The 24,580-nt window shown below is 71.7% G+C and carries 24 protein-coding genes; 8 read left to right on the top strand and 16 right to left on the bottom strand.

What is annotated here, in order from left to right; translation table 11 throughout:
- Positions 1–7 precede the first annotated feature (7 nt).
- Positions 8–184: a hypothetical protein gene (locus ACH4TP_RS36155; protein WP_398440260.1), complete on the bottom strand. Its 177-nt coding sequence runs from the start codon at positions 182–184 to the stop codon at positions 8–10.
- Positions 185–301: 117 nt separating this feature from the next.
- Entirely contained in the window at positions 302–649 is a 348-nt protein-coding gene (locus tag ACH4TP_RS36150; protein ID WP_398188345.1) for a hypothetical protein, read from the bottom strand.
- Between the two features lie 162 nt (positions 650–811).
- On the opposite strand from ACH4TP_RS36150, the gene ACH4TP_RS36145 reads away from it, so the two are divergent.
- Complete coding sequence (locus ACH4TP_RS36145; protein ID WP_398440259.1) at positions 812–1,798, top strand: LuxR C-terminal-related transcriptional regulator; 987 nt, start codon at positions 812–814, stop codon at positions 1,796–1,798.
- A 57-nt stretch (positions 1,799–1,855) separates the two neighbouring features.
- On the opposite strand, the gene ACH4TP_RS36140 is transcribed toward ACH4TP_RS36145, so the two are convergent.
- The 3 genes from ACH4TP_RS36140 to ACH4TP_RS36130 form a co-directional block, all read right to left on the bottom strand.
- The gene (locus ACH4TP_RS36140; RefSeq protein WP_398188351.1) at positions 1,856–2,935 is read right to left on the bottom strand and encodes a transglycosylase family protein; all 1,080 of its coding nucleotides are present in this window, start codon (positions 2,933–2,935) and stop codon (positions 1,856–1,858) included.
- A gap of 105 nt (positions 2,936–3,040) precedes the next feature.
- Complete coding sequence (locus ACH4TP_RS36135; protein WP_389227403.1) at positions 3,041–4,327, bottom strand: hypothetical protein; 1,287 nt, start codon at positions 4,325–4,327, stop codon at positions 3,041–3,043.
- 47 nt (positions 4,328–4,374) lie between these two features.
- Positions 4,375–5,256: a hypothetical protein gene (locus ACH4TP_RS36130; protein WP_398440258.1), complete on the bottom strand. Its 882-nt coding sequence runs from the start codon at positions 5,254–5,256 to the stop codon at positions 4,375–4,377.
- Between the two features lie 289 nt (positions 5,257–5,545).
- Between ACH4TP_RS36130 and ACH4TP_RS36125 the strand changes: the two genes are divergently transcribed.
- Together ACH4TP_RS36125 and ACH4TP_RS36120 are read left to right on the top strand one after the other, a co-directional pair.
- Positions 5,546–7,606: a hypothetical protein gene (locus tag ACH4TP_RS36125; RefSeq protein WP_398188359.1), complete on the top strand. Its 2,061-nt coding sequence runs from the start codon at positions 5,546–5,548 to the stop codon at positions 7,604–7,606.
- Between the two features lie 4 nt (positions 7,607–7,610).
- The gene (locus tag ACH4TP_RS36120; protein WP_398440257.1) at positions 7,611–9,146 is read left to right on the top strand and encodes an ABC transporter substrate-binding protein; all 1,536 of its coding nucleotides are present in this window, start codon (positions 7,611–7,613) and stop codon (positions 9,144–9,146) included.
- An 84-nt stretch (positions 9,147–9,230) separates the two neighbouring features.
- Here the strand turns inward: ACH4TP_RS36120 and ACH4TP_RS36115 are convergent, their stop codons facing one another.
- From ACH4TP_RS36115 to hemL, 8 genes are all read right to left on the bottom strand, one after another.
- Complete coding sequence (locus tag ACH4TP_RS36115; RefSeq protein ID WP_398188365.1) at positions 9,231–9,761, bottom strand: SRPBCC domain-containing protein; 531 nt, start codon at positions 9,759–9,761, stop codon at positions 9,231–9,233.
- 37 nt (positions 9,762–9,798) lie between these two features.
- Positions 9,799–10,884, bottom strand: coding sequence for a c-type cytochrome biogenesis protein CcsB (ccsB, locus tag ACH4TP_RS36110; protein WP_389228029.1), 1,086 nt, complete (start codon positions 10,882–10,884; stop codon positions 9,799–9,801).
- Positions 10,884–12,557 (bottom strand): cytochrome c biogenesis protein ResB, encoded by a 1,674-nt coding sequence (locus tag ACH4TP_RS36105; protein ID WP_398188368.1) that lies wholly within the window; start codon positions 12,555–12,557, stop codon positions 10,884–10,886. The genes ccsB and ACH4TP_RS36105 overlap by 1 nt, the downstream gene beginning before the upstream one ends.
- Positions 12,558–12,562: 5 nt before the next feature.
- A complete protein-coding gene (locus tag ACH4TP_RS36100) occupies positions 12,563–13,300 on the bottom strand; it encodes a cytochrome c biogenesis CcdA family protein (protein ID WP_389227385.1) in 738 nt (245 codons plus the stop codon).
- 4 nt (positions 13,301–13,304) lie between these two features.
- Entirely contained in the window at positions 13,305–13,922 is a 618-nt protein-coding gene (locus ACH4TP_RS36095) for a TlpA family protein disulfide reductase (protein WP_398188371.1), read from the bottom strand.
- A gap of 77 nt (positions 13,923–13,999) precedes the next feature.
- The gene (locus tag ACH4TP_RS36090) at positions 14,000–15,289 is read right to left on the bottom strand and encodes a hypothetical protein (RefSeq protein ID WP_389227379.1); all 1,290 of its coding nucleotides are present in this window, start codon (positions 15,287–15,289) and stop codon (positions 14,000–14,002) included.
- Between the two features lie 465 nt (positions 15,290–15,754).
- Positions 15,755–16,429 carry a histidine phosphatase family protein gene (locus tag ACH4TP_RS36085; protein ID WP_389227376.1) on the bottom strand — a complete coding sequence of 225 codons (675 nt, stop codon included), beginning with the start codon at positions 16,427–16,429 and terminating at the stop codon, positions 15,755–15,757.
- Entirely contained in the window at positions 16,426–17,781 is a 1,356-nt protein-coding gene (gene hemL / locus ACH4TP_RS36080; protein ID WP_389228026.1) for a glutamate-1-semialdehyde 2,1-aminomutase, read from the bottom strand. Before hemL ends, ACH4TP_RS36085 begins: the two co-directional genes overlap by 4 nt.
- A gap of 231 nt (positions 17,782–18,012) precedes the next feature.
- Here hemL and ACH4TP_RS36075 point away from each other — a divergent pair, with 231 nt between their 5' ends.
- Positions 18,013–18,615: a hypothetical protein gene (locus tag ACH4TP_RS36075; RefSeq protein WP_398440256.1), complete on the top strand. Its 603-nt coding sequence runs from the start codon at positions 18,013–18,015 to the stop codon at positions 18,613–18,615.
- A 22-nt stretch (positions 18,616–18,637) separates the two neighbouring features.
- On the opposite strand, the gene ACH4TP_RS36070 is transcribed toward ACH4TP_RS36075, so the two are convergent.
- The gene (locus ACH4TP_RS36070) at positions 18,638–20,623 is read right to left on the bottom strand and encodes an APC family permease (protein WP_398440255.1); all 1,986 of its coding nucleotides are present in this window, start codon (positions 20,621–20,623) and stop codon (positions 18,638–18,640) included.
- Positions 20,624–20,738: 115 nt separating this feature from the next.
- On the opposite strand from ACH4TP_RS36070, the gene ACH4TP_RS36065 reads away from it, so the two are divergent.
- Entirely contained in the window at positions 20,739–21,149 is a 411-nt protein-coding gene (locus tag ACH4TP_RS36065; RefSeq protein WP_389228023.1) for a MerR family transcriptional regulator, read from the top strand.
- 15 nt (positions 21,150–21,164) lie between these two features.
- On the opposite strand, the gene ACH4TP_RS36060 is transcribed toward ACH4TP_RS36065, so the two are convergent.
- Positions 21,165–22,013 carry an ABC transporter substrate-binding protein gene (locus ACH4TP_RS36060; protein WP_398440254.1) on the bottom strand — a complete coding sequence of 283 codons (849 nt, stop codon included), beginning with the start codon at positions 22,011–22,013 and terminating at the stop codon, positions 21,165–21,167.
- A 254-nt stretch (positions 22,014–22,267) separates the two neighbouring features.
- Here ACH4TP_RS36060 and ACH4TP_RS36055 point away from each other — a divergent pair, with 254 nt between their 5' ends.
- From ACH4TP_RS36055 to ACH4TP_RS36045, 3 genes are read left to right on the top strand one after another with little or no spacing between them, the layout of a single operon-like run.
- A complete protein-coding gene (locus tag ACH4TP_RS36055; protein ID WP_398188383.1) occupies positions 22,268–22,516 on the top strand; it encodes a hypothetical protein in 249 nt (82 codons plus the stop codon).
- A gap of 26 nt (positions 22,517–22,542) precedes the next feature.
- Positions 22,543–23,433 carry a DUF6597 domain-containing transcriptional factor gene (locus ACH4TP_RS36050; RefSeq protein WP_398440253.1) on the top strand — a complete coding sequence of 297 codons (891 nt, stop codon included), beginning with the start codon at positions 22,543–22,545 and terminating at the stop codon, positions 23,431–23,433.
- 14 nt (positions 23,434–23,447) lie between these two features.
- A complete protein-coding gene (locus tag ACH4TP_RS36045; protein WP_389227360.1) occupies positions 23,448–23,966 on the top strand; it encodes a GNAT family N-acetyltransferase in 519 nt (172 codons plus the stop codon).
- On the opposite strand, the gene ACH4TP_RS36040 is transcribed toward ACH4TP_RS36045, so the two are convergent.
- Positions 23,963–24,397, bottom strand: coding sequence for a GNAT family N-acetyltransferase (locus ACH4TP_RS36040; RefSeq protein ID WP_398188390.1), 435 nt, complete (start codon positions 24,395–24,397; stop codon positions 23,963–23,965). The two genes, ACH4TP_RS36045 and ACH4TP_RS36040, sit on opposite strands and share 4 nt — an antisense overlap.
- Between the last annotated feature and the right edge of the window lie 183 nt (positions 24,398–24,580).

The following is a 24,580-nucleotide window of genomic DNA, read 5'->3' as shown; positions in this document are numbered from 1 at the left end:
GCCCGTCCTACTGCCAGCCGAAGTCGTCGGTGCCGGTGACGGTGCCGGTGACGGGCTGCGCCGACGCCACGGTGGGGGCGGGCTGGTCCTGGGCGGCCTCCGCGGCCGCCGCGGGGAGCAGGAGGGCGGCGAGGGCGCAGACGAGAACCGCGGTGGTCCGGACGGGACGGATGCTGCTGGTCATGGGAGGCGCCTTTCAGAGGTGATCGGGGTGATGCGGAGTGGGAACGGGTCCGGCCTCGTACCCCGCGGTGGCGCGGGCCGGTGTCGCCTCCGGAGCTCCTCGCCCCTTCGGCACGTCCTACTCTGCTCGCCCGGCCGGGCCCCGGGTAGGCCTGCCGGGTGGCCCCAAGAGGCCATGACCCAATGGGGCCAGGAAGGCGGCCTCGGCCCGCCGCAGCGACCAGCCCGTGAAGCCCGGGTGCCGGGTGAGGAGCCGCTCGCAGAGCGCCGCCGTACGGGCCTCGGCCTGGGCGAGCGAGTCCGCGAGGAGGTAGACGCCGAGGACGGGGCCGCGGGGCGCGTGCGCATGGGCGCTGACGTGCTCGACCCCCTCCTCGGGGCGGGCCAGCCGCAGGGCCCTCGCGGCGGCGTCGCAGGGCATCAACGTTCCGTCGGGCGGGTCGAGTTGGGCGTGGATCAGGTACATGGGAGCCAGGGTGTCAAGATCGGAGGCGATTCCACGACAACTCCCGGTGGCCCCTTGCAGCCCTGGACGGAAACGGCCAACCTCCCCCTCCGGTCCGCCAAGATCACGAACGTCGTGCGACGATCCCTGTTGATCAACCATCGTGCGAGGGGGGCCTCCAGGATGCTCACGCTGCTGGGACTGGACCAGAAGACCGAGTCCGTCTACCGCGCCATGCTGGCGTATCCGGGCGACGGGGTCGTCGCCATCGGGACGAGGATCGGGTTCGCGGAGGAGGACGTACGGGGAGCGCTCGACCGGCTCAGTGAGATCGGCCTGGTCCGCTCCTCGTACGACTTCCCCGGGACGCTGCGCGCCGTGAGCCCGGACGTGGGGCTGGAGCTGCTGCTCGCCCGGCAGCAGGCCGAGCTGCTCGCCCAGCAGCAGCGGGTCGAGGAGAGCCGCGCGGCCGCCGCGCAGCTCATCGCCGAGTACACGCAGCTGCGTCCGCAGACCGCCGAGTCGGGGGTCGAGCACCTGATCGGCCTGGACGAGATCCGCGACCGGCTGGCCTCGCTGCACCGGCAGGTCCGGGAAGAGGTCATGATCTTCGCCCCCGAGGGCGCGCAGTCGCAGGAGAACCTGGAGGCCTCGAAGCCGCTCGACGTCGCCCTCCTGGAGCGCGGGGTCCGGATGCGGACCGTCTACCTGGACAGCATCCGCAACAGCCCGCACACCATGGCGTACGCGGAGTGGCTCGGCACGCTCGGCCGACAGGCCCGTACCGTCCCCACCCTGCCCGTGCGGCTGATCATCATCGACCGCACGACCGCGGTGATGCCGGTCAGCAGTGACGATTCGGCGGCCGGCGCGGTGGTCATCAGCGGCCAGGGGACCGTCACCGCGCTCTGCGCCCTCTTCGAGACGGTGTGGGAGGGCGCGAAGCCGCTGGGCGAGCCGGTGACCGAGGAGGACGGCGAGCTCACCGACACCGAGGCCACCACGCTGCGGCTGCTCGCGAGCGGGCTGACGGACGAGGCGATCGCGAAGCGTCTCGGCGTCTCCCACCGGACCGCCCGCCGGACGGCGACCGTGCTCATGGAGCGCCTGGGCGCGCGCAGCCGCTTCGAGGCGGGTGTCCGCGCGGTCCAGCGGGGCTGGCTCCCCTAGCCGCCGGAACGAGGTGCGGGGCGGGAGACGACTCCCGCCCCGCACCTCTCCGGGGTCCTACTTGCCGTCCCAGTCGCCGGCGACCGGGATCATGCCGTCCCCGCCGAAGTTGAACTCGTAGTCGGCGTCGTTGTTGGTGTTCTGGTTGTTGATCGAGAACACGTGGGTGCTCGGCATCCACACGGCGACCGTGTCCTTGCCGTCCCGGTCGAAGTCGCCGACGACGGGCTTGTGGCCGACGGTGCCGTACACGAACTCGTAGTCGTTGCCGCCGGCGTTCGGCGCGTTGCGCAGGTAGACCTTGCGGGTGGCGGGGTCGTACATGCCGATTCCGCTTCCGCCGACGCCGTCCCAGTCGCCGGCCAGCGGGATCATGCCGTCGTCGCCGTAGACGAAGGACTTGTCCGCCACACCGCTGGTGTTGGAGTTCTTCAGGTAGAAGGTGTGGTTCGAGGGGCGCCAGACGCCGATGGTGTCGGTGCCGTTGCCGTCCCAGTCGCCGACGACCGGGATGTCGCCGATGCTGCCGAAGTTGACCTCGTAGCTGTTGCCGCCGGCGTTGGGCGAGTTGCGCAGGTAGAAGGTGTGCGTGGCCGGGTCGTACATGCCGACGCCGTCGCCTCCGACACCGTCCCAGTTGCCCGTGAGGGGCTTCATGCCCGTGGCGCCGAAGACGAAGTCGCCGGCGTCGTTGCCGCCCGCGTTGGCGGTGTTGCGCAGGTGGAAGTAGTGGTTCGACGGGTCCCACATGCCGATGCCGTCCTGGCGGGCGAAGACCGGGTCGGCGGGGTCGGAGCCGAGGCCGACCTGGGGGCCGCAGACGGGCCACTGGTTCTCGCCGTACAGGTCGAGGAGCTTCTCGCCGACGAGGATCTGCTCCTCGCGGGTCGCCTGGTGGGGGTACGCGGCGTACTGGGTGCCGCCCATGGACTGCCAGGTGCTCAGGCTGAACTGGATGCCGCCGTAGTAGCCGTTGCCGGTGTTGAGGGACCAGTTGCCGCCGCTCTCGCACTGGGCGAGCTTGTCCCAGGTGGCGGCGGACGCGGCGGTGGCCTGCCCGGTGCCGAGCGTCAGGGAGGCGAGGAGGGTGCCCGCGGCGAGGGCGAGCGTGGACAGACGGGAGGAGAGGGACTTCATGGCGGGACCTCGGTGCGTGGGAGGGAGGAAGGAGGCGCGGGGCGGCGGCGCCGGGACGGGGGGCCCGGCGCCGCCGTGAGGGCCTGTAGGTCAGGCCCGGGGGTCCTACTTGCCGTCCCAGTCGCCGGCGACCGGGATCATGCCGTCCCCGCCGAAGTTGAACTCGTAGTCGGCGACGTTGTTGGTGTTCTGGTTGTTGATCGAGAAGACGTGGGTGCTCGGCATCCACACCGCGACCGTGTCCTTGCCGTCGCCGTCGAAGTCGCCGACGACCGGCTTGTGGCCGACGGTGCCGTACTGGAACTCGAAGTCGTTGCCGCCGGCGCTGGTGGCGTTGCGCAGGTAGACCATGCGGGTGGCCGGGTCGTACATGCCGATGCCGTCCGCGCCGACGCCGTCCCAGTCGCCGGCCAGCGGGATCATGCCGTCGCCGCCGTAGACGAAGGACTTGTCCGCCACACCGCTGGTGTTGGAGTTCTTCAGGTAGAAGGTGTGGTTCGAGGGGCGCCACACGCCGACGGTGACCGTGCCGTTGCCGTCCCAGTCGCCCATGACCGGGATGTCGCCGATGCTGCCGAAGTTGACCTCGTAGCTGTTGCCGCCGGCGTTCGCCGAGTTGCGCAGGTAGAACATGTGGTTCGACGGGTCGTACATGCCGACGCCGTCGGTGCCGACGCCGTCCCAGTCGCCGGCCAGCGGGACCATGCCCGTGGCGCCGAAGACGAAGTCGCCGGCGTCGTTGCCGCCCGCGTTGGCGGCGTTGCGCAGGTGGAAGTAGTGGTTCGACGGGTCCCACATGCCGATGCCGTCGGTGCCGCCGTCGATGGCCTTCTTGTAACGGAGCGGCTTGTAGTCGCCGTTCGGGTGCCCGTCGATGGTGGAGGCGTAGCGGGACATGCCGGTGACGTGCTTCACGGGGGTCGAGCCGAAGCTGTAGTACGAGAACGTGGTCCTGGCGGCGTCCTCCCACTTGTCGAAGAGGATGACGTGGTCGTAGTAGCTGTTGAGGACGTCACCCGGCTTCAGCTGGTCCCACGTGATCCCGTAGGTGTCGGCGCTGTCCCCGATGCCGACGGTGTTGAGGCTGGTCGACAGGTGCCAGGCCATCGACACGTATCCCGAGCAGTCCGTGCGGTAGTACCGGCCGTCGGAGTCGGGGTACGAGCCGCCCTGGTTGTACGTGATGCTCTTGCCGAGCCAGTACTTGGCGCGCTCGATGATCTCCGTTCGCGTGATGTAGCCGCCGACCGCGGAGTCCGCCGTCGTGGCGGTCGCGAGGGTCGTGACGGTGCTGGTCGCGGCCTGGGCGGGGGCGGCGGTGAGGGCGGCGCCGGCGAGGCCCGCGAGGGCGAGGGTGGCGGCGGCGCGGACGACGGAACGGTTGACGGACACAGGTGTCTCCTGGAAAGGGGTGGGGAAGGGGGCTGATCCGCTCGGGATCACTTGTCGAGCTGTGCGCCGAGGGTCCGCAGGACGGCGGTGTCCCCTCGGAAGTCGTAGGAGGGCGCGGCGGATTCGGAGGCCACCTCGTCGAAGTGCAGGAGCGCGAGTTCCCGGCCGTGCTGGACGGCGTAGACGTGGTTGGCCTGGTCGCCGGGGGACGAGAGGCCCTGGACGCCGGTCCAGCGACGCTGCCAGGCCGTGCCGTCGGCGGTCGTCGCCGTCTGGCGTACGGCGGCGTCCTGGGGGAGGGCGTTCCGCTTCTGGAGTGCGCGGCTGGTGGCCTCGCAGGTGTTCATCGCGTCGACGGTGGCGCGGTACGCGGCCTTCGCGGTGGCCTCGTCGGGGAAGGCGAGGGTGTCCTGGACTGCGATGATGTCGCGGGTGGTGCCGAGGAAGCCCTGCTGGTGCCAGGCGGTGGCACGGTCGAGGGACACGCACTCGTTGAGCTGGAACTCCCCGGCGAGCGGCAGGGACTTGACCTCGCCCATGGGCTTCCACTGCTGCCGGGCACTGTCCGGGAGTCGGACCGGGTCGAGCGCCGGGGCGGGCTTCCCGCTGCCCGCGGGGGTGCCGGGCGTCGCGGCCGGCCGGGGGGTGGCCGGGGCGGTCGTCGGTGCCGTCGTCCGCGCCGGCGCCTTCGTCCGTACGGGAGCGGGCGTCCGTACGGGGGCGGCGGCGGTGGCGGTGGCGGACGGGGCCGCCGGCGTGGCCCTCGGCGTCGCCGCTCCGGTGGTGGCCGGGGCCGCCGCGGAGGCCGTCGGGGCGTCGGTCGCGGAGGCGACGGCCTGCTGGCCCACGCCGTAGACGGCGGCCGCGGCGAGGAGGCCGGCGCCGGCGAGAACGGCGTGGCGGGACCGACGCTTCCGTGACATAGACATGACAGATCTCCGGTGGGAAGGATGCGCGAGCGGGTTCCTGCGGGAGGCCGGAGCCTCTCGCTCCGTCGGGCTTCCCCGGCGGCGATCACCATCCTGCGCGGCGCCGACGACCCGCGGAACACCTTCCGGCTGGCCCCAACAGGCCATGACCCCTTCTGTCCCGGAGCCCCCCTCGAAGGCACCCGCCCAAGAGAAGAACGAAAAGCCTGGCTACTTCCCAACACCCTGTCGATATCCTGGAATTGACGATGTGACGGGGCACATCTCGTGGGGAAGCAGGGGGGTGCGGGTGGACAGGGAGCTGTACGGCCGCGAGGCGGTCCTCGACGACGACGGGCTCGCCGCCCGGCTCGTCGGGCTCGGCCGGCAGGGTGCCGCGCGGGGCACGTACGAGCACGGGGACGACCCGCCGGTGACGGTCTTCACCGGCGGGCGCGGCATGGGGAAGACCGCGCTGCTCAAGGAGGTCCGCAACCGCTACAAGGGGTACACCCCGCTCGCCCTCCTCGACTGCGCCCACGTCGAGCCGCCCGCCGACCACGGCCCCGGCTGGACCCCGGTCACCGGCGCGCTCGCCGAGCTGGCCGTACAGCTGTCGCCGAAGGTGCTCGCCGCCCGGCCCGTGCGGTTCCCCCGGCTCTCGCTCGGCCTCGTCGCGGTCGCCTCGCTCGCCTGGTCACAGGAGGACGACGAGCGGGCCCGGCGCGACCTCCAGCGGCTCGGACCGCTCCTCGCGACCGTCGACGCGACCCGCGGCGCCGCCGGGAACTGGGTCGGCAAGGTCCTCACCAAGCTCGCCGCCACCTTCGCCGACGCCGCCGCCCCGCTCGCCGGACTGCTCGCCGAGGCGACCGTGGAGACCGTCCTCGAAGAGGTCTTCGGCCGCCTCCAGCGCTCCTCCGAGAGCTGGTACGGCAGCTACCGCAACGCCGGCGGACGCGGCAAGGCCGGACTCCAGCAGCTCGCCATCGACTTCGAGTACGAGGGCCGGCGCCGCCGCGAGGCCGAGGACTTCCTCGTCGGCGCCCTCACCGAGGACCTGCTGACCGCCTACACCGGCCTCCGCCGCGGCAGCCGCGTCGGCAGGCCCCTGCTCCTCCTCGACAACGCCCACGAACCGCTCGGCCGGCAGCTCGTCGAACCGATCCTGCGCGCCCGCGCCGAGGGCCGCCGCGACAAGGTCGTCGTCCTCGCCACCTCCCGGGCCCGCGACCACGAGGGACTGCGCCAGGCCACCCGCACCCGGCTGCCCGAGACCGCGCACCGGGCACCCTGCCCGCGCGGGACCAGCGTCGGCTCCGGCATCCTCGCCGTCGAACTGACCCCGCTCTCCCCCGCCCAGACCCGGTCCGCCTTCGACCACCACGACCCGGCCGGCCGCACCCCCGCCGAACTCGCCCGCGCCGTCCACCGCCTCACCGGCGGCCGCCCCCTCGGCGTCGCCCTCCTCGGCCGGGCCGCCGGCGAGGTCCCCGCCGGACTGCGGGCCGGCCTCACCCCGGGCCGGCTCCTCGACCTGACCGTGGAGCTGCGCGAGGACGCCCCGCCGGTGCCCGTCGCCCCCACGCTCCTCGCCGAACTCCTGCCGGTCCGCCGCCCCGGGCCGTACGCCGTCCTCGCCGCCACCCACGACGAGGAGTCCGCCCGGATGCTCGCCCACGCCCGGCTCCAGGCCGAGTCCCTCGACGGGGACGTGGCGCTGCGGGTCCGCGACCAGTTGCGCGCCGAGAACTGGAGCGAGGGCCCCGGCCACTTCGTCGCCGACCCGCTGCTGCGCGCCCTGCTCCTGTACCGGCTCCGCTTCGAGGACGGCGACCACCCCCGGTACGCCGCCTGGCACGCCGTCCACGAGACCCTCTACCGGCACTACGGCCCGGCCCCCGGCCCGTACCGCCTCCACCACGCCCTCGCCCTCGGCCGCACCGAGGAGGCCGTCACCCACCTGCGGGAGACCTTCCCCGAGCAGGACGTCCTCGGCTGGCTCGGCCGGCTCCGCTTCATCGCCGCCGCCCCCTACCCGCGCGAGCGCGACCGCCCGGGCCCCGACCCGCGCCGGGCGGTCGCCCTCGGCGAGGGACCGCCCGGCCCCCTGCCCGACGGCCTCGACCCCGACACCACCGCGCTCCACCTGTCCGTACGGCGCCTGCTGCACGCCGTATGGCTGCTCACCGATCCGCTCGCACTGCCCGACGACGAGGTCGCCGAGCTGCTCGCGCACGAACTGCGCCGGCTCTCCGGCCGCCATCTGACCGGCAGCGGTCCACTCTGGGACGCGGCAGGCCACTGGCCGCGCGACATCCGTGCCTGGCGGGAGCCGTCGCTGCCGCCCGGCCGTGAGAACGGAGTCTGACGCCATGCCCAACGCCCTCAGCCGACGCGTCCGCACCCCCCGCCAGAAGCTCGTCGCCTCGCTCGTCACGGCCTCCGTCGTCCTCGGCCTCGGCGGTTACGGCTTCGCCCGGCTCACCCGCCCGGAGGACCGTTCCTGCGCCCCGGGCGTGGCCCGCCCCGTCGGCAGCGAGGAGTGCGTCGGCGTCAACGGCACCGGCCACGACTTCGGCTTCGCCGACCTCAAGGACGTCGCCGCGAGCATCCGCGACGAGAACGCCACGCTCAAGGCCGGCGAGTACGTCACCGTCGCCGTCCTCCTCCCCCTGTCCTCCCCCGACGCCGGGATGCGCATCAAGGTCCTGCACGAGGTGCAGGGCGCGTACGCCTACCAGCGCCGGGCCAACCAGGAGTCCAACGGGCAGCGGCCCACCATCCGCCTCGTCCTCGCCAACACCGGCCGGGGCAACGCCCACTGGCGCACCACCGTCGACCAGCTCATCGGCATGGCCGACGGCCCCGAACGGCTGCGGGCCGTCTCCGGCATCGCCACCTCGTCCGGCGAGATGCGGGAGGCCGTCGGCGTCCTCACCAAGGCCAGGATCGCCGTCGTCGGCACCACCATCACCGCCGACGACATCGCCAACGGCCCCGGCCGCAAACCCTTCCCCGGTCTCGCCCGCGTCTCCCCCACCAACAGCGACGAGGCCAGCGCGCTCGCCCACTTCGGCCGGGTCGACGCCGCCAAGGCGCTCCTCGTCCAGGACACCCGCGGCGGCGACCACTACGTCGACACCCTGAAGGCCGCCTTCGCCAGGTCCCTCAAGAACGCGCCCCTGGAACCGCAGGAGTTCACCTCCGCCCCCGACCCCACCCAGGAGGGCACGACGGCGAACACCTTCACCAACATCACCCACCTGATCTGCGACACCCGCGCCGAGACCGTCTTCTTCGCCGGCCGCCACACCCAGCTGCGCCAGTTCATCAACGCGCTCGGCGACCGCGGCTGCGTCGACCGCGCCTTCACGATCCTCACCGGCGACGAGGGCTCGTACCTGGGCGCCGACGAGAAGCTCGACCGCAAGGCCCTCCAGCGCAAGCTGACCGTGCGGTACGCGGCGCTCGCCCACCCCGACGCGTGGAAGCCGGCTCCGGGCCGGGCGGTCCCCCGCACGGGCGGCTCCGAGCGGGCCTACGCCGACTTCGTCGCGGACATCGCCGAGGCCGCCCCCGAGGACAGGCCCGTCGCGCTCGCGGACGGCCAGGCGATCATCGCGTACGACGCCATGGCGACCGCGGTCCACGCCATCCGCCAGGCCACCCCGGAAGGCGCCGCCTACCCCTCCAAGGAGGACGTCGGCACCCAGTGGCCCCAGGTCAAGGGCTCCCTGCGCGTCGAGGGCGCCAGCGGGTGGATCTGCCTCGACAACTACGGCAACCCCTACAACAAGGCCGTCCCCATCGTGGAACTCACCCGGAACGGCACCCAGCGCTTCGTCCAGATGGCCTGGCCGGAGGGCACACCGCCGACAGAAACGTGCCTGCCGCCGAAGAAGGGCTGAACCTCGTTGTGGGCAATCGTTCCGCAGGGCGGAACGGGTGGGCACAACGGACCCGCGCCCTGCCGGCGCCAGAGGCTCCCGCTCCTACGGCACCCACTTGGGCCAGGCGGCCTCGTCGCGCTCGTACAAGCCACGCAGGTGCCGCCACCGCTCCGGCGACCAGTCCCGCCAGTCCGTCGGATGCCCGTCCAGCGCGTCCCGCAGCCGCTCGAAGTGCTCGTGCCACCCCGCCAGGCAGTCCAGCCGGTACTCCGGGGAGCCCCGCACCTCGTTGGTGAAACGCAGAACGGTCGACCCTCCGCCGTCGGACCCCGGTTCCAGATGGAACCGGATCCGGCCGTGCGAAGGGCCGACCGTGTACTCGGCCACGACGTCGGGGTCCCAGGCGGTCACGTGCCCGGAGACCTCGGTCGAACTGTTCAGCCAGCGGAGGGTGACCCTCCCGCCGAGCCGCGGCTCCAGCGGGTCCGCCTCGCAGAGCCAGCCCGGCAGGCCCTCGGGCGAGGCGACGGCCGCCCAGACCATCGGTACGGGATGCGGAAGGTCCACCACGAACCGCAGCAGGTGCGCGTCGCCGTCGTGGGTCTCGCTCCTGCCCCGGGGGATCTCGCTCATACCTCCAGCGTGGCCCCGGGGCCCGTCACCCGCGAGCTCAGACGCCCGCGTACGAGTGCTTGCTGCTGACGAAGATGTTGACGCCGTAGTAGTTGAAGAGGAAGCAGCCGAAGGCGATGAGCGCGATGTACGCGGCCTTCCGCCCCTTCCAGCCGGCCGTCGCGCGCGCGTGCAGGTACGCCGCGTAACCGACCCAGGTGATGAAGGACCAGACCTCCTTGGCGTCCCAGCCCCAGTAGCGGCCCCACGCGTCACCGGCCCAGATCGCGCCGGCGATGATCGTGAAGGTCCAGAGCGGGAAGACGGCCGCGTTGACCCGGTAGGCGAACTTGTCGAGCGAGGCCGCCGCGGGCAGCCGCTCCAGCACGGAGCGGGCGAAGGAGCCGGGGTTCCCGCCGGTCGCGAGCTTGTTCTCGTACGAGTCGCGGAAGAGGTACAGCAGGGTCGCGACCGCGCCGAGGTAGAAGACCGCGCCGCAGAAGATCGCGGTGGAGACGTGGATCCACAGCCAGTACGAGTCGAGCGCCGGGACCAGCTGGTCGCTGGGGGTCTTCAGCCAGGTGACGGCCATGCCCAGGTCGAGCAGGACGGTCGTGACCAGGGGGAGGCCGATCCAGCGGACGTTCTTCTTGGCGACGAGGAAGCCGAGGTACGCGCCGACCGCCACCGTGGAGAAGGTGGTGGAGAACTCGTACATGTTGCCCCAGGGGGCCCGCTGCACGGACAGCGCCCGGCTGACCACGCCCGCCGCCTCGACCAGGAAGGCGAGGACGGTGAGCGAGACGGCGATGCGGCCGTACAGGTCGCCCTGGACGGTGCCGCCGGCGGCGCCGGGACCGTCCGGCACGTCCCGGGTGCCGGCCGCGGAGCGGGTGACGACCTTCGGCTTGTCGAGGACGGCGGTCCCGCCGGCCTGCTTGACCTGCACGGTCACGGCCGGGGCGGCGCCCGGGGCGGCCTGCCGGGTGAGCGCGGCGGCGGTGCGGCCGACCTTGCTGCGGCTGCCGAACACCCACTCGGCGATGTGGGCGAAGAAGGCCAGGGTGTAGACGGCCATCGAGGAGTAGATGAGCAGGTCGCTCATCCGCGCCAGGCTCTCGTTGGTCGCAGTGGCGGCGAGGATCACTTGTCGGCCTCTCCAGAAGGGGCAGGGTCTTCTGCGGTTTCTTCCGCGGCGGGCGGAGCCTGGAGGGTGAGCGCGACCGCGAGGTCGCCCAGCTCCTCCGGCAGCTTGGCGGACTCGCTCCGGCCGAGGCCGGCCATCTCGACGACCGTCACGCCGTCCTCACCGCGCACGGCCCGGACCCAGACCCGGCGCCGCTGGATGAACAGCGAACCGGCCAGGCCTGCGATCGCGGCGATCGCGCCCGTGAGGGCGAGCCCGCCTCCGGGCTGCTGCGAGATCTGGAAGCTCGCCCACTCCTTGACGTCCTTCTCGAAGGTGATCGAGCCGGCGCCGTCGGGCAGCGTCATGGTCTCGCCGGGCAGCATGCGCTGCGCGAGCTTGTTGCCGGACTTGTCCATGAACTGCTTCATCTTGGACTTGTCGAGCTGGTACACGTTCTGCGGCAGGCCGGAGTTCACGCGCAGGTCGCCGTGGAAGCCGGTGAGCGCCATGACGGGGAAGTCGAGCGCGGGGAACTGCGAGAACATCGTGCCCTTGCCGGCGCCCGCGAAGGTCGGCACGAAGAAGGCCTGGAAGCCCAGCTGCTCCTTCTTGCCGTTCTTGTCGCGGTAGCCGTCCATCACCTTGATGGCGCCGGTCGACGTGATGTTGTTGTCGATCGGCAGCATCGGCACGGCACCGTGGTAGACGGTCTTGCCGCGGCCGTCCCTGACGGTGACGACGGGCGCGTACCCGTGGGCGATCAGATAGACCTTGGAGTCGCCCACGATGAGCGGCTCGTTGACCCGGATGACCGCCTTCTTGTCCTTGCCGCCGTCCTGCGAGTAGGTGACGTCCGCCTCGAAGGTGCGCGGGGTGCCGCGCTGGGGGCCGTTCTTCTCGTACGTGCCGGTGAAGGAGTTCAGGGTGAAGCTGAACGGCTCCAGGTCGTCGGTGCCGAACTGGGAACCGGACTTGAAGTCGTCGTACTGGGTGAGCGTGTTGGAGAAGCCGTCGCCCTCGACGATCAGCTTGCCGCCCTCGGACTTGAAGAGCTGGCCCCAGGCGAAGGCGACGAGCATCACGATCAGGGCGACGTGGAAGACCAGGTTCCCGGCCTCGCGGAGGTAGCCCTTCTCGGCGGCGACCGCGTCCCCGGCGCGGTGGGCGCGGAAGCGGCGCCCCTTGAGGACGCCGAGCGCGGCCTCGCGGACCTGCTCGGGCTCGGCCCCGGTGCGCCAGGTGGTGTACGCGGGGAGCCGGTCGAGGCGCCGGGGGGCGCCCGGCGGGCGGCTGCGGAGCTGGCCGACGAACTGCCAGCTGCGGGGCACGATGCAGCCGATGAGGGAGACGAACAGCAGGATGTAGATCGCGGAGAACCACACCGAGCTGTAGACGTCGAAGAACTGGAGCTTCTCGTACAGCGGGGTGAGCGTCTTGTGGGCTTCCTTGAAGGTCTGCACCTTCAGCTCGTCCGCGCTGTTCTGCGGGATGAGCGAGCCGGGGACGGCGCCCAGGGAGAGCATGAACAGCAGGATCAGCGCGACCCGCATGGAGGTCAGCTGCCGCCAGAACCAGCGGATCCAGCCGATCACCCCGAGGGCGGGGCCGCCGACGACCGTGTCGTCGGCGCTCTCCTCGCGCGGCGCGGTCGACAGTCCCTGCTGCCCTGTCGTATCGGTCTTGCTCATGGAACTCAGATCCCCACCGTGAAACCGCTGGACCAGCTCTGCATCGTGGCCACCATGGAGTCCCACGCGCCCGTGAGGAGCAGAACACCGGTGACGATCATCATGCCGCCGCCGATCCGCATGACCCACACATAGTGCTTCTTGACCCATCCGAAGGCGCCGAGCGCCTTGCGGAAGGCGATGGCGGCAAGCACGAACGGTACGCCGAGGCCGAGGCAGTACGCGAAGGCGAGGACCGCCCCGCGGCCCGCGCTGGCCTGGTCGAAGGCGAGCGCCTGGACCGAGGCGAGCGTCGGGCCGATGCACGGGGTCCAGCCGATGCCGAAGAGCGCGCCGAGGAGCGGGGCGCCGATCAGTCCGGCGACGGGCTTCTTGTGGAAGCGGAACTCGCGCTGGGTGAACCAGGGCATCAGGCCGAGGAAGAACACGCCCATGAGGATCATGAGCACGCCGAGGACCTTGGTGAGCGTCTCGCGGTACTCCTGGAGCGTCGACCCGAAGTAGCCGAAGAGCGCGCCGCCGGAGACGAACACGGCGGTGAAGCCGACGACGAAGAGGACGGCACCGGCGGTCATCCGGCCGCGGCGGCTCTCGGCGAGGTCGGTGCCGGTGACGCCGGTCACGTACGAGAGGTAGCCGGGGACGAGCGGCAGCACGCACGGCGAGAAGAAGGAGACGAGGCCGCCGAGGACCGCGAGGGGCAGGGCGAGCAGCAGGGCTCCGCTGGTGACGGTCTCGTTCACCGGCTCACTTCTCCTTGAGGAGCGGCTCGATCATCGAGCGGAGCTTCTTCTCGTCGAGCGCCATGAGGGAGCGGGCGGCGATCTTGCCCTCCTTGTCGAGGACGACGGTGGAGGGGATGCCCTGGAGGCTGAGGGTGCCCTTGGGGAAGCCGTTGAGGATCAGCTTGCCCTGGGGGTCGTAGAGGCTGGGGTAGGGGATCCCGTAGTCCTCTTCGAAGGCGACGGCCGGCTGCTTGTTGAAGTCGCGCGTGTTGATTCCCACGAACTCGACGCCCTGGTCCTTGAGGTCCTTGGCGACCTTCGCGAAGTGCGGGGCCTCGGCGCGGCACGGGGGACACCAGGAGCCCCAGACGTTGAGGACGACGACCTTGCCCTTGAGGTCGGCGACGTCGAGCCGCTTGCCTTCGAGGGTTTCGCCGGCGATCTCGTTCGGGGCCGTGCGCTCGCCCTTGGCGGCGGTGGAGATGCCACCCGTGTTGGTCACGAAGTTGGTGTTGCCACCGCCGCCGGACTTGCCGTTGTTGTCGCCGCCGCAGGCCGAGAGCGTGAGGGCGGCGGCGGACAGCATTCCGACGGCGACCAGGGTGCGCCGGGTGCGACGAGGGGCACGGCTAAGGCTCATGTGAAAAGTTTCGCATGGGCGTTTGGGGGATCTTGGGCACCCCCCTACGTGCCCGTAAAGCCCCTTGTCAAGATCGCCTAAGCGGTCGGGGTGGACGTGGGGGTCGGGGCGTCCGGCCGGAGGAATGCGTTCCAGCCACCCGCGGGCTTCTGTCCGACCTCCAGCGAGCGCAGCTTCTCCAGGATCTTCGGGTCCTGGACGTCGAGCCAGTCCACGAACTGCTTGAAGGAGACGAGCCGCACCTCCTTCTTTCCGGCCATTCCCTTGAGCGCCTCTTCGACGGCGTCCATGTAGATGCCGCCGTTCCACTGCTCGAAGTGGTTGCCGATGAAGAAAGGCGCGCGATTCGACTCGTACGCGCGCGTGAAGCCGGAAAGGTACGCCTCGGCCGCCTGCTGCCGCCAGCCGGGATAGCGCGAGGGCATGCCCTTGGTCGTGTTCTTCGACTGGTTGGCGAGCATGTTGTAGTCCATGGAGAGGACTTCGAAGGAGTGCCCGGGGAAGGGCACGGCCTGGAGCGGCAGGTCCCAGATTCCCTGGCGCTTGACGGGCCAGGTCTGGCGGCCGCCGGGCGAGCTGGCGTCGTAGCGCCAGCCGAGGCGCTTGGCGGTGGGGAGCAGGTTGTCCTGGCCGAGGAGGCAGGGGGTGCGGCCGCCGACGAGCTCCTTGGAGTAGTCGAAGGGCAGCGGGTCGAGGTCGGTCCAGCCGCTGTTGGTCTTCCATTCGGTGACGAACTTCGTCGCCTGGTCGATCTCGTTCTGCCACTGGCCGGGGGTCCAGTTGCCGACGGAGCCGGAGCCGCCGCAGAAGTGCCCGTTGAAGTGGGTGCCGATCTCGTGGCCTTCGAGCCAGGCCTGCCGGACGTACTTCAGGGTCTCCTTGATGTGCCCGTCGGTGAGGTAGCCGATGTCGGAGGCGCCGACGGGGTTGTTCGGCGGGCGGTAGAGGTGCTTCTTCGACTCGGGGAGGAGGTAGATCCCGGAGAGGAAGAAGGTCATGGCCGCGTCGTTGTTCTTCGCGAGTTCGAGGAAGCGCGGGAAGAGGCCGTTGCCGACCTCGCCGGCGCCGTCCCAGGAGAAGACCACGAACTGGGGAGGGGTCTGGCCGGGTTCGAGCGGGACGGGGGCGTCGGGCTGGTGCGGCTGCTTGCCGGTGTCGGCGGTGGAACCGTCGCCGATGAGCCGGGCGTCGTCCTTGGTCGGGGTGGGCGTGCCCGGGTCCGCCGAGACGTCACCCCCCTTGCCGGGTCCGGATCGTCCCGTCTTGTCCTGTTCTCCGCCCCCACATGCGGCGAGCCCCATCGCCGCGGCGGCCCCAACGCCCGCCCCGAGCAGCCCCCTTCGACTGATCCCGCTGATCCCGCGCATGACATCCCCATTCGCGCTGACGTATGACCGAAACGTCATCCAAACCGACAATGAGTGAGATGCCGGGAGGAACACGGAGGTTCCGGAAAATCACATAAAAATTTTAGGCGGCCGGATGACATGAACATCATCCGACCGCCCTGAACTGTGGCGCTCCGGCACCGCGCTGTCCAGTGGGGATCCCTGGTCAGCACGGTGAAGATTCCGGGGACTGGCCCTCCGACCTCCGGGGGACTCGCCTTCCGACCTCCGGGGGCCAGGCTCTTCGGCCTCCGGGGGGGCAGGCCCTTCGACCTCCGGGGGCCAGGCCCTTCGACTTCCGGGGGCCTCGCCCTTCGGCTTCCGGAGGCCTGGCCCTTCGGCTTCCAGAGGCCTGGCCCTTCGGCTTCCAGAGGCCTGGCCCTTCGGCTTCCAGAGGCCTGGCCCTTCCGGCTCCTGAGGGCCACGCCCTTCCGGCTCCCGGGACTACGCCCCGAAGGCCTTCGACTTGCCCTTGACCGGCTTCGCGCCCGCCAGGAGGTGGGCGGGGACGAGGTCCCGGGCCGGCTCGCTGTACCCGACCGAGACGATCTTGTCGCCCCGGTACGTGAACGAGGTCAGCGAGGCCAGCGTGCACTGCCGGCGCCGCGGGTCGTGCCAGAGCCGCCGCTTCTCCACGAAGCTGCGGACGATCCAGATCGGCAGCTGGTGGCTGACGCAGACCGCCTCGTGGCCGCGGGCCGCGTCCTTCGCCGCGTCGAGCGCGCCCATCATGCGGACGACCTGCTCGACGTACGGCTCGCCCCAGGACGGCTTGAACGGGTTGGTCAGGTGCTTCCAGTTCGCCGGCTTCTTCAGCGCCCCGTCACCGACGCCGAACGTCTTGCCCTCGAAGACGTTCGCCGCCTCGATCAGCCGCTCGTCGGTGGCCAGGTCCAGACCGTGGGTCTTGGCGATCGGCGTCGCCGTCTCCTGCGCCCGCTCCAGCGGGGAGGCCACGACGTGCGTGATGTCCCGGTCGGCCAGGTGCTCGGCGACCCGGTCCGCCATCTGACGGCCCAGCTCGGAGAGGTGGTAGCCGGCGCGACGCCCGTACAGGACGCCGTCGGGGTTGTGGACCTCGCCGTGGCGCATCAGGTGGACGACGGTGATGTCGCTCATGCCTGCACCTCCGCGGCCTCGGCGGCGGCGCGGGCCGCGGCCGGCAGCGCGGCGGCGATCCGCTCGATCGCCCGCTCGTCGTGCGCGGTCGACACGAACCAGGACTCGAACGCGGACGGCGGCAGGTACACGCCGTCGGCCAGCATCGAGTGGAAGAAGGCGTTGAAGCGGAACGCCTCCTGCTTCTTCGCGTCGTCGTAGTTGCGCACCTCGTCCTCGGTGAAGAACACCGAGAACATGTTGGAGGCGGTCTGCAGCCGGTGCGCCACGCCCTCCTTGGCCAGCGCGCCCGTGACCAGGCCCTGGATCTCCTTCGAGACCGCGTTCACCTTCTCGTACGCGGCCTCGTCGAGCAGCCGCAGCTGCGCGAGGCCCGCGGCGGTCGCGACCGGGTTACCCGAGAGGGTGCCCGCCTGGTAGACGGGTCCGGCCGGGGCGAGGTGCCCCATGACGTCCGCGCGGCCGCCGAACGCCGCCGCCGGGAAGCCGCCGCCCATGACCTTGCCGAAGGTCATCAGGTCGGGCTTCACGCCGTCGACCCCGTACCAGCCGGCCCGGCTCGTACGGAAACCGGTCATCACCTCGTCGGAGATGTACAGCGCGCCGTTCTCCCGGCACAGGTCCGCCAGGCCCTGGTTGAAGCCGGCCACCGGCGGGACGACGCCCATGTTGCCCGGCGAGGCCTCGGTGATCACACAGGCGATCTCGCCCGGGTGCGCGGCGAAGGCGGCCCGCACCGCGTCCAGGTCGTTGTACGGCAGCACGATCGTGTCGCCGGCCTGGGCACCGGTCACGCCGGGCGTGTCCGGCAGGCCGAAGGTGGCCAGACCGGAGCCGGCCGCGGCGAGCAGCGCGTCCACGTGGCCGTGGTAGCAGCCCGCGAACTTGACGACCTTCGCGCGCCCGGTGAACCCGCGGGCGAGCCGGATCGCGGACATCGTGGCCTCCGTACCGGAGGAGACCAGACGCACCTGCTCGACCGGCTCGATCCGCGCGACGATCTCCTCGCCGAGCGCGACCTCGCCCTCGCCGGGCGTGCCGAAGGAGGTGCCGCGGGCCACGGCGGCCTGCACGGCGGCGGTGACCTCGGGGTGCGCGTGGCCGAGAATCATCGGTCCCCACGAGCAGACGAGGTCGACGTACTCACGACCGTCGGCGTCGGTGAGGTACGGACCGGAACCGGACACCATGAACCGGGGCGTTCCGCCCACGGCCCGGAAGGCACGCACCGGTGAGTTCACGCCGCCGGGCGTCACGAGGGAAGCGCGGTCGAAAAGCGTCTGTGAGACTGGGGCTTCGTATGAATACGGCACTGTGATCCTGACCTGCGAGAACGACTTCGGGCACGACATCGGGAACGGAGGGACGACGGTGAGCATCCTCTGTATTACGCCGGGACGCCCGCCCTCCGCGTCTGCGAAACTGGGGCGACATAGGGATGACTCACGGAATCCATGGTGTCAGAGGCCACGGCGTTCTTGCGGACAGGTGTTTCACCGTACGAACGCGGGGGAGGTCACTGACACGATGATCGGGTTGCGCGGCGGGGTCGTGTTGCCGAGAAAAAGCAGTCGGGTGGAGATATGCATCGCGGTGGCGGACCGGGCGAGGGGACGGGCGACCTGGGTCCGGAGTCTGCCCGGCGGGGAAGGCACCGGCGCAGGCGAGCGGAGGAGCCGACCGCTGCCGATCACCGGCCGGACCCGGAGCCCGTGGCGGAATCGGCCCCGACGACCGGGGGCCGGAGCTTGGGGGTGACGTACAAGTACTTCGGCGCGCCCAACAGCGCCACGGCGGCCCAGGTCCCGATCTCGATGCGCCCCGAGGAGCTCGGCGGGGACGAGCTCGGCATGGGCGGCATGTTCACCAAGATCAAGCCCGAGACGATAGCGGCCATGGTCCTCACCGGCATCCAGGGCATGCCCCTGCACAAGGTGCCGCCGCTGGAGCTGGTCGTCCTCCACCCCGACTACGCGGTGGTGAAGCTGCCGATGACCGTCGTCGACCCGCTGCGCGGGATCGGCGAGGAGTCGGTCGGCGCCGCCGCCTTCATCTGGTCGACCGTCCCGGACCGCGGCGGCCCGCGCGACGCCTTCGACGTCTACCAGCTCCTCCACGAGTGGCAGGACTTCTCGGTCCGCCTCCACGAGGCGGGACACCAGCCGTACTGCCTGGTCTGGCCCTGAGGCCCCGGGCCTGTCCTCCGCATCAGGCCGAGGGGGTCCCGGCCCGCTCGGCGGCCAGCTCGCGTGCGGAGGCGAGCCGGTACGGCACGTCGATGACCACGACGTTCTTCATGAACAGCAGACGGGTCTTGAGGCGCAGCGCGCTCTGGTTGTGCAGCGACTGCTCCCACCAGTGCCCGACCACGTACTCGGGGATGACCACCGAGATCACCGAGTCCCCCCTCCGCTCGGGCGCCTCCCGGACGTGCTGCATGACGGGATGGACGATCGAGCGGTACGGGGAGCTGAGCACCCGCAGCGGCACGTCGATGCCGTGCGCCTCCCAGGCCGCGCGGAGCACCTCCGCCTCCGCCGGGTCCTCGGCGACGGTGACGGCGGTGAGCGAGTCGGGCCGCAGGGTCTTCGCGTACGACAGCGCCAGCAGGCTCGGCGCGTTGACGGAGGACACCAGGAGCAGGATGTGGTTCTCGGCGAGCGTGCGGGGCCGCTCCCCGGGGGCGACCGCGACCTCGGCGGCGACGGTGTCGTAGTGCTGCCGCACGGCCTTCATCCCGGCGTAGAGCAGGGGCATCGCGAGGACGACGAGCCAGGCGCCGTGGGTGAACTTGGTGATGAGGACGATGACGAGGACGACCGCCGTCAGACAGGCGCCGAAGGCGTTGATGGCGAGGCGGCGGCGGATGCGGCGGCGCTCGGCGGCTCCGGCGGGGGCAGCCCCGAAGGGGGCGGGGGCGGCTCCGGCACGGGTGGCGAGTTCTCGCCGCCAGTGCTTGACCATGCCCGCCTGGGAAAGGGTGAAGGAGACGAAGACGCCGATGATGTACAGCTGGATGAGGCGGGTCAGCTGCGCGTCGAAGGCCACGATCAGGGCGATGGCGACGAGCGCGAGGAGGACGATGCCGTTGGAGTAGACGAGCCGGTCGCCGCGGTGGATGAGCTGGCGGGGCGCGTAGCGGTCCCGGCCGAGGACCGAGGCGAGCATCGGGAAGCCGTTGAAGGCGGTGTTGGCCGCCAGGATCAGGACGCCCGCGGTGACGGCCTGGAGCGCGTAGAACAGGACGTGCCAGTCGCCGAAGGTGGCCCGGCCGATCTGGGCGAGCGCGGTGGACATCGGGGTGCCGGGGGCGAGCCCGAGCTCCGTGGGGTCCTCCGCGACGTGGACCTCGTAGACCATGGCGAGCACGGTGATCCCGAGGAACATGGTCGCCGAGAGCCCGCCCATGATCGCGAGCGTCATGGCGGCGTTGCGGCTCTTCGGCTTCTCGAAGGCCGGCACGCCGTTGCTGACGGCCTCGACGCCGGTCAGCGCGGTGCAGCCGGAGGCGAAGGCACGCAGCGCGAGGAGCACGAGCGCGAGCCCCGAATAGGTGGAGACCTTCTCCACGGGCAGGGCCGCGGACTCGGCGCGGATCGTCGCGCCCGTCGCCATCCGGACGGCTGCCACGGCGAACATCAGGTAGACGACGGCGATGAAGGCGTACGTGGGGACGGCGAACCAGCGCCCCGACTCGCGCACCCCGCGCAGGTTCATCCAGGCGAGGACCACCACGAAGAACACCGACAGGGCCACGGCGTGCCCGTCGAGCGAGGGCACGGCGGAGGTGATGGCGGCGACCCCGGAGACGACGGAGACGGCGACGGTCATCACGTAGTCGATGAGCAGCGCGGAGGCGGCGGTGAGCGCCGCCCGCTGCCCGAGGTTCTCGGCGGAGACGACATAGGCCCCGCCGCCGCCCGGGTAGGCGTAGCAGGTCTGCCGGTAGGAGGCGACGACGACCAGGAGCAGCACGACGATGCCGACCGCCGCGTACCAGGCCAGATGGAGCACGGCGAGGCCGCCGAGAGCGAGGATCAGCAGGATCTCCTCGGTGGCGTAGGCGACCGAGGAGAGCGGGTCGCTGCAGAAGACCGGCAGGGCGACCCGCTTGGGCAGCAGGGTCTCCCCGAGCCGTCCGCTGTCCAACGGACGGCCGACGAGCAGGCGTTTCGCCGCATTTCCAGCTCTCATAAGTGCTGAAGTTAGGACGAATGGTATGTAATGCCCGGGAGCCGCGCCCTGAGGGAGCCCGTACGCCCCGGGGAGCCCCGCACGAGGAAGGACCAGACGCGTGAGCGCAGTACGCATGACCGGTCGGCCCATGCAGATCGGCGAGGTCGCCGCACGTACCGAACTGCCCCTGCGGACCATCCGCCAGTACGAGGACAACGGCCTGGTCGTCCCGTCCGCGGCCTCGCCCGGCGGCTTCCCCCTCTACACGGACGCGGACGTGTCCCGGCTGATGGTCGTCCGCCGCATGAAGCCCCTCGGCTTCACCCTCGACGAGACCCGCGAACTCCTCACGGCCGTCGACCGCCTCTCCGCCGACCGCCCGGACACCGACACCGCCCTCGAACCCGCCGAGCGGGCCGCCCTCCTCGCCCGCGTCCGCCGCTACGAGACCGCCGCGGCGGAACGCGTCGCCGAACTCCGCGCCCAACTGGCCCGCGCGGAGGAGTTCGCGGACTCCCTCCGCACCCGGCTCGGCGCGGCCTGATCCGGAGAACGGGCCCTAGACCGCCAGGGCCTCCGCAAGCACGCGGAAGAAGCGGGCGTACGCGGCGGGGCTGGGCGGGGTCTCGGGATTCCAGGGGGTGAGGCGGACACCGGAGGGCAGCCCGTACGGCAGGGTCGCATGCTCCCGCTCGTCGAACAGGACGAGCCCGGGACGGAGCCCGACCGCCCCCGCCCAGTCCCCCGTGAGCCAGTTGGCCCCGGGCCCCGGCCCCGGCTCGATCAACCGGACCCCCAGCCCCGCCAGGTACGCCAGCTCGGGCCAGGCCTGCGGCCGCGCCAGATGCACCTGCTCCGGCCCCGCCCCGGACAGCGCGAGCACAGCGATCCCGGACCGCGCGGCGACGGCCCGGAGAGCGGCCTCGGCGGCGGCGAGGTCGGCGGCGGGGCCGGCGGCGGAAGCCGCCCCCGCCGGCTCGGCGCCGAGGCTCGCGGCAAGGGCGGCGAAGCGGCCGAGGATCGCCGGGAGCGTGAGTTCGTTCCCGACGGAGAGCGCGACGAGCGGGACCCCGAGCCGCTCGGCGACCGCCTCGTCCAGCGCGTACGGGCTCTTGCCGTCATAGGTCACGTCGACGATCACGTCCGGGCGCGACTCCCGCAGCGCCGCCTCGTCCAGGGCCCGACCCGGCCCCAGGTACGGCACCCCGGCCGCCCCGAGACCGCCCGCCTTGGCCGGATCGAGCGCCCCGCCGTCGTGCCCGGAGCCGTAGACGCCGACCGGCGTCACCCCCAGGTCGAGCAGCGCCGCACCCGCCCGCACGTACGCGACCACCCGCAGCGGCACGCGGGCCGCCCCCAGCTCCGTACCCCTGTCGTCCGTGAATCCCCATGCCTGCGTTCCGGACATAAGGCTGCTCCCTCCCCGGCCGGAATCTCCCTCGTCCGTCACCTTGGAACGCTTCCCCGCCCCGCACAAGAGGGCCTCCCCGGCGGCACCCGGTCCAGGACTCCGGCCCGGCCACCCCCTGCCGAAAGCCCCCCGGGGTGGTGTTAACTGAACGAATCGGGAGGAAGCAGCAGAAGCAGCCCTTGCCGTCGTGCACGCGCGCCGCCTGCCCGGGCGCGCCGGGAACGGGCGGCCCTCGCGCCCTGGAGTGAGCCATGTCCCTGCCCGGCCAGTTCTCGGACCCCCGCGTGATCACGTTCCTCGGCCTGCTCGCCGTCTCCACGGCGGCATGGCTGACCCTGAGCCTCCGCGCCCGTGCCCGCGCCCGCCGCGCACCGGCGGACCCCCCACTGGAGCGGGTCTGGCACCCACAGGAGTCGGTGCCCCTGACACCCGCCGAGGAGCACGCCTTCGGCCAGGTCGTCTCCCGGCTCACCCAGGACCCGACGGACCACCTGTACTGACGGCCGCACCGCCTAGCATCCGGGCCATGCCCGCATCAGCGCCCCTCCCCCGCCGGGACACCCGGGGCATCGTCGACCCCACCGAACTGCTCACCCGCGTCCGCTTCCGCCGGCACACCCCGGCGCCGGAACTGCGGCCGTACCTGGAGCACTACTGGCTGATCGACTGGGAGCTGCCGGAGCCGTACGCGAGCCGTGTCGTCCCGCACCCCTCGGTGAACGTCGTCTTCCAGCGGTACGGATCACCGGGCGCCCCGTCGGCCGAGGTGGCGGGGGTCGGGCTCGGCCTGTTCACGCAGGAGCTGACGGACACCGGCCGGGTCTGCGGGGTGCAGTTCCGCCCCGGCGGTTTCCGCCCCTTCGCGCCCGCGTGGCCGGTGTCGGCCTGGACGGGCCGCCGGGTGCCGCTGGGCGAGGTGTTCCCGGAGCGCGGCGGTCCCCCGGAGCGCGGCGGCTCCCCGGAGCACGGCGGCTCCCCGGAGCACGGCGGCGAGGACGCCCTGACCGCCGTACTGTCCCCCGACGACGACCACGCGCGCGTGGCGGCGCTCGACGCCTTCCTCCTGGCCCGCGGCCCGGCCCCCGACCCGGCCGCCGGACAGGCCATGGAGCTGGTGGAGCTGATCCGCTCGGACCGCACGGTCCGCAAGGTGTCCCGGCTGGCCGCCGCGAGCGGCCTGTCGGCCCGCTCGCTCCAGCGCCTGTTCGCCGACCACGTCGGCGTCGGCCCGAAGTGGGTGATCCTGCGCTACCGCATCCACGAGGCCCTGGAACGCGCCGAGGCGGCGGGCGCCCCCGACTGGGCCGGACTCGCCGCCGAACTGGGCTACAGCGACCAGGCCCACCTCGTACGGGACTTCACGGCGACGATCAAACTGCCGCCGACCGCGTACGCCCGCGCGGTGTCAGTGCCCTGACCTACGGTACGGACATGACCGACACCACGTCACAGGTACGCCTCGAAGCCTGGTCCGAGCAGGACGCGGACCTGCTGCGCGCCCTGAACGCGCCGGAGTTGATGGACCACCTCGGCGGCCCGGAGACCGAGGAGCAGCTCGTCCGTCGCCACCGCCGGTACGTGGACCTGAGCTCCGACGGCACGGGCGCGGGGCGCATGTTCCGGATCGTGCTGCTGCCGGAGGAGACCGTGGTGGGCAGCATCGGCTTCTGGGCCCAGACCTGGGACGGCGAGCCGGTGTACGAGACGGGCTGGGCGGTCCTGCCGGGCTTCCAGGGCCGCGGCCTGGCGACCTCCGCCACCCGCGCGGTGATCGCCGAGGCCCGGGCCGCGGGGCTGCGCCGCCACCTCCACGCCTTCCCCTCCGCGGACAACGCCGCGTCGAACGCGGTCTGCCGCAAAGCCGGCTTCGAGCTCCTCGGCGAGCGCGACTTCGAATACCCCCCGGGCCACCCCATGCGCTGCAACGACTGGCGGCTCGACCTCGCCTAGTCCGTGAGCGACCGGGAGAAGTGGAAGGCCACGATGTCGAAGCGCTCCCGCAGATAGAACCGGTGCGCCCCGGTCCGCTGCGTACCGGAGTCGAGATTCAACTCGTGACACCCGGCCGCCCGAGCATGCCCCTCCAGATGCGCCACGAGCGCCTGCCCGACCCCGGTGGAACGCTGGTCGGCGGCCGTCACCAGATCGTCGACGTACAGCTGGCGCAGCGAACTGGTGTTGACGACCACCCGCCACCCCGCGACCCCCACACACCGCCCACCGTCCGAATAGGCCCCGCTGAACCGCAGCCCCTGCGCGTACCCCTCCTCGTACACCCCCCGGAACACCTCCGGGGTCAGATGCGGCCGAAGCTCACAGAGCACGGGCAGGAGGTCGCTCTCCAGCCGGGGATCACCGGGCAACACGTCAATGATCTTCATACCGGGACGGTACCGCCCCCGCCGTTGTGGGCAGGCGTTCCGCTGCGGGGGTCCCCCTGGACGAAGTCCTTGGGGGAGGAACGGGTGGGCACGACGGAACGGCGCCCTTGCCGGCGCCAGAGGCTTCCGAGCCTGAACCCGCACCCGTGCAAGCCGCCACTGCCGGTGCGGGCCCGGGCCCCG

Origin of the sequence: Streptomyces sp. NPDC021012 (assembly GCF_044333355.1) — a bacterium.
Lineage (GTDB): Bacteria > Actinomycetota > Actinomycetes > Streptomycetales > Streptomycetaceae > Streptomyces.
This window is presented reverse-complemented; position numbering and strand designations above follow the sequence as displayed.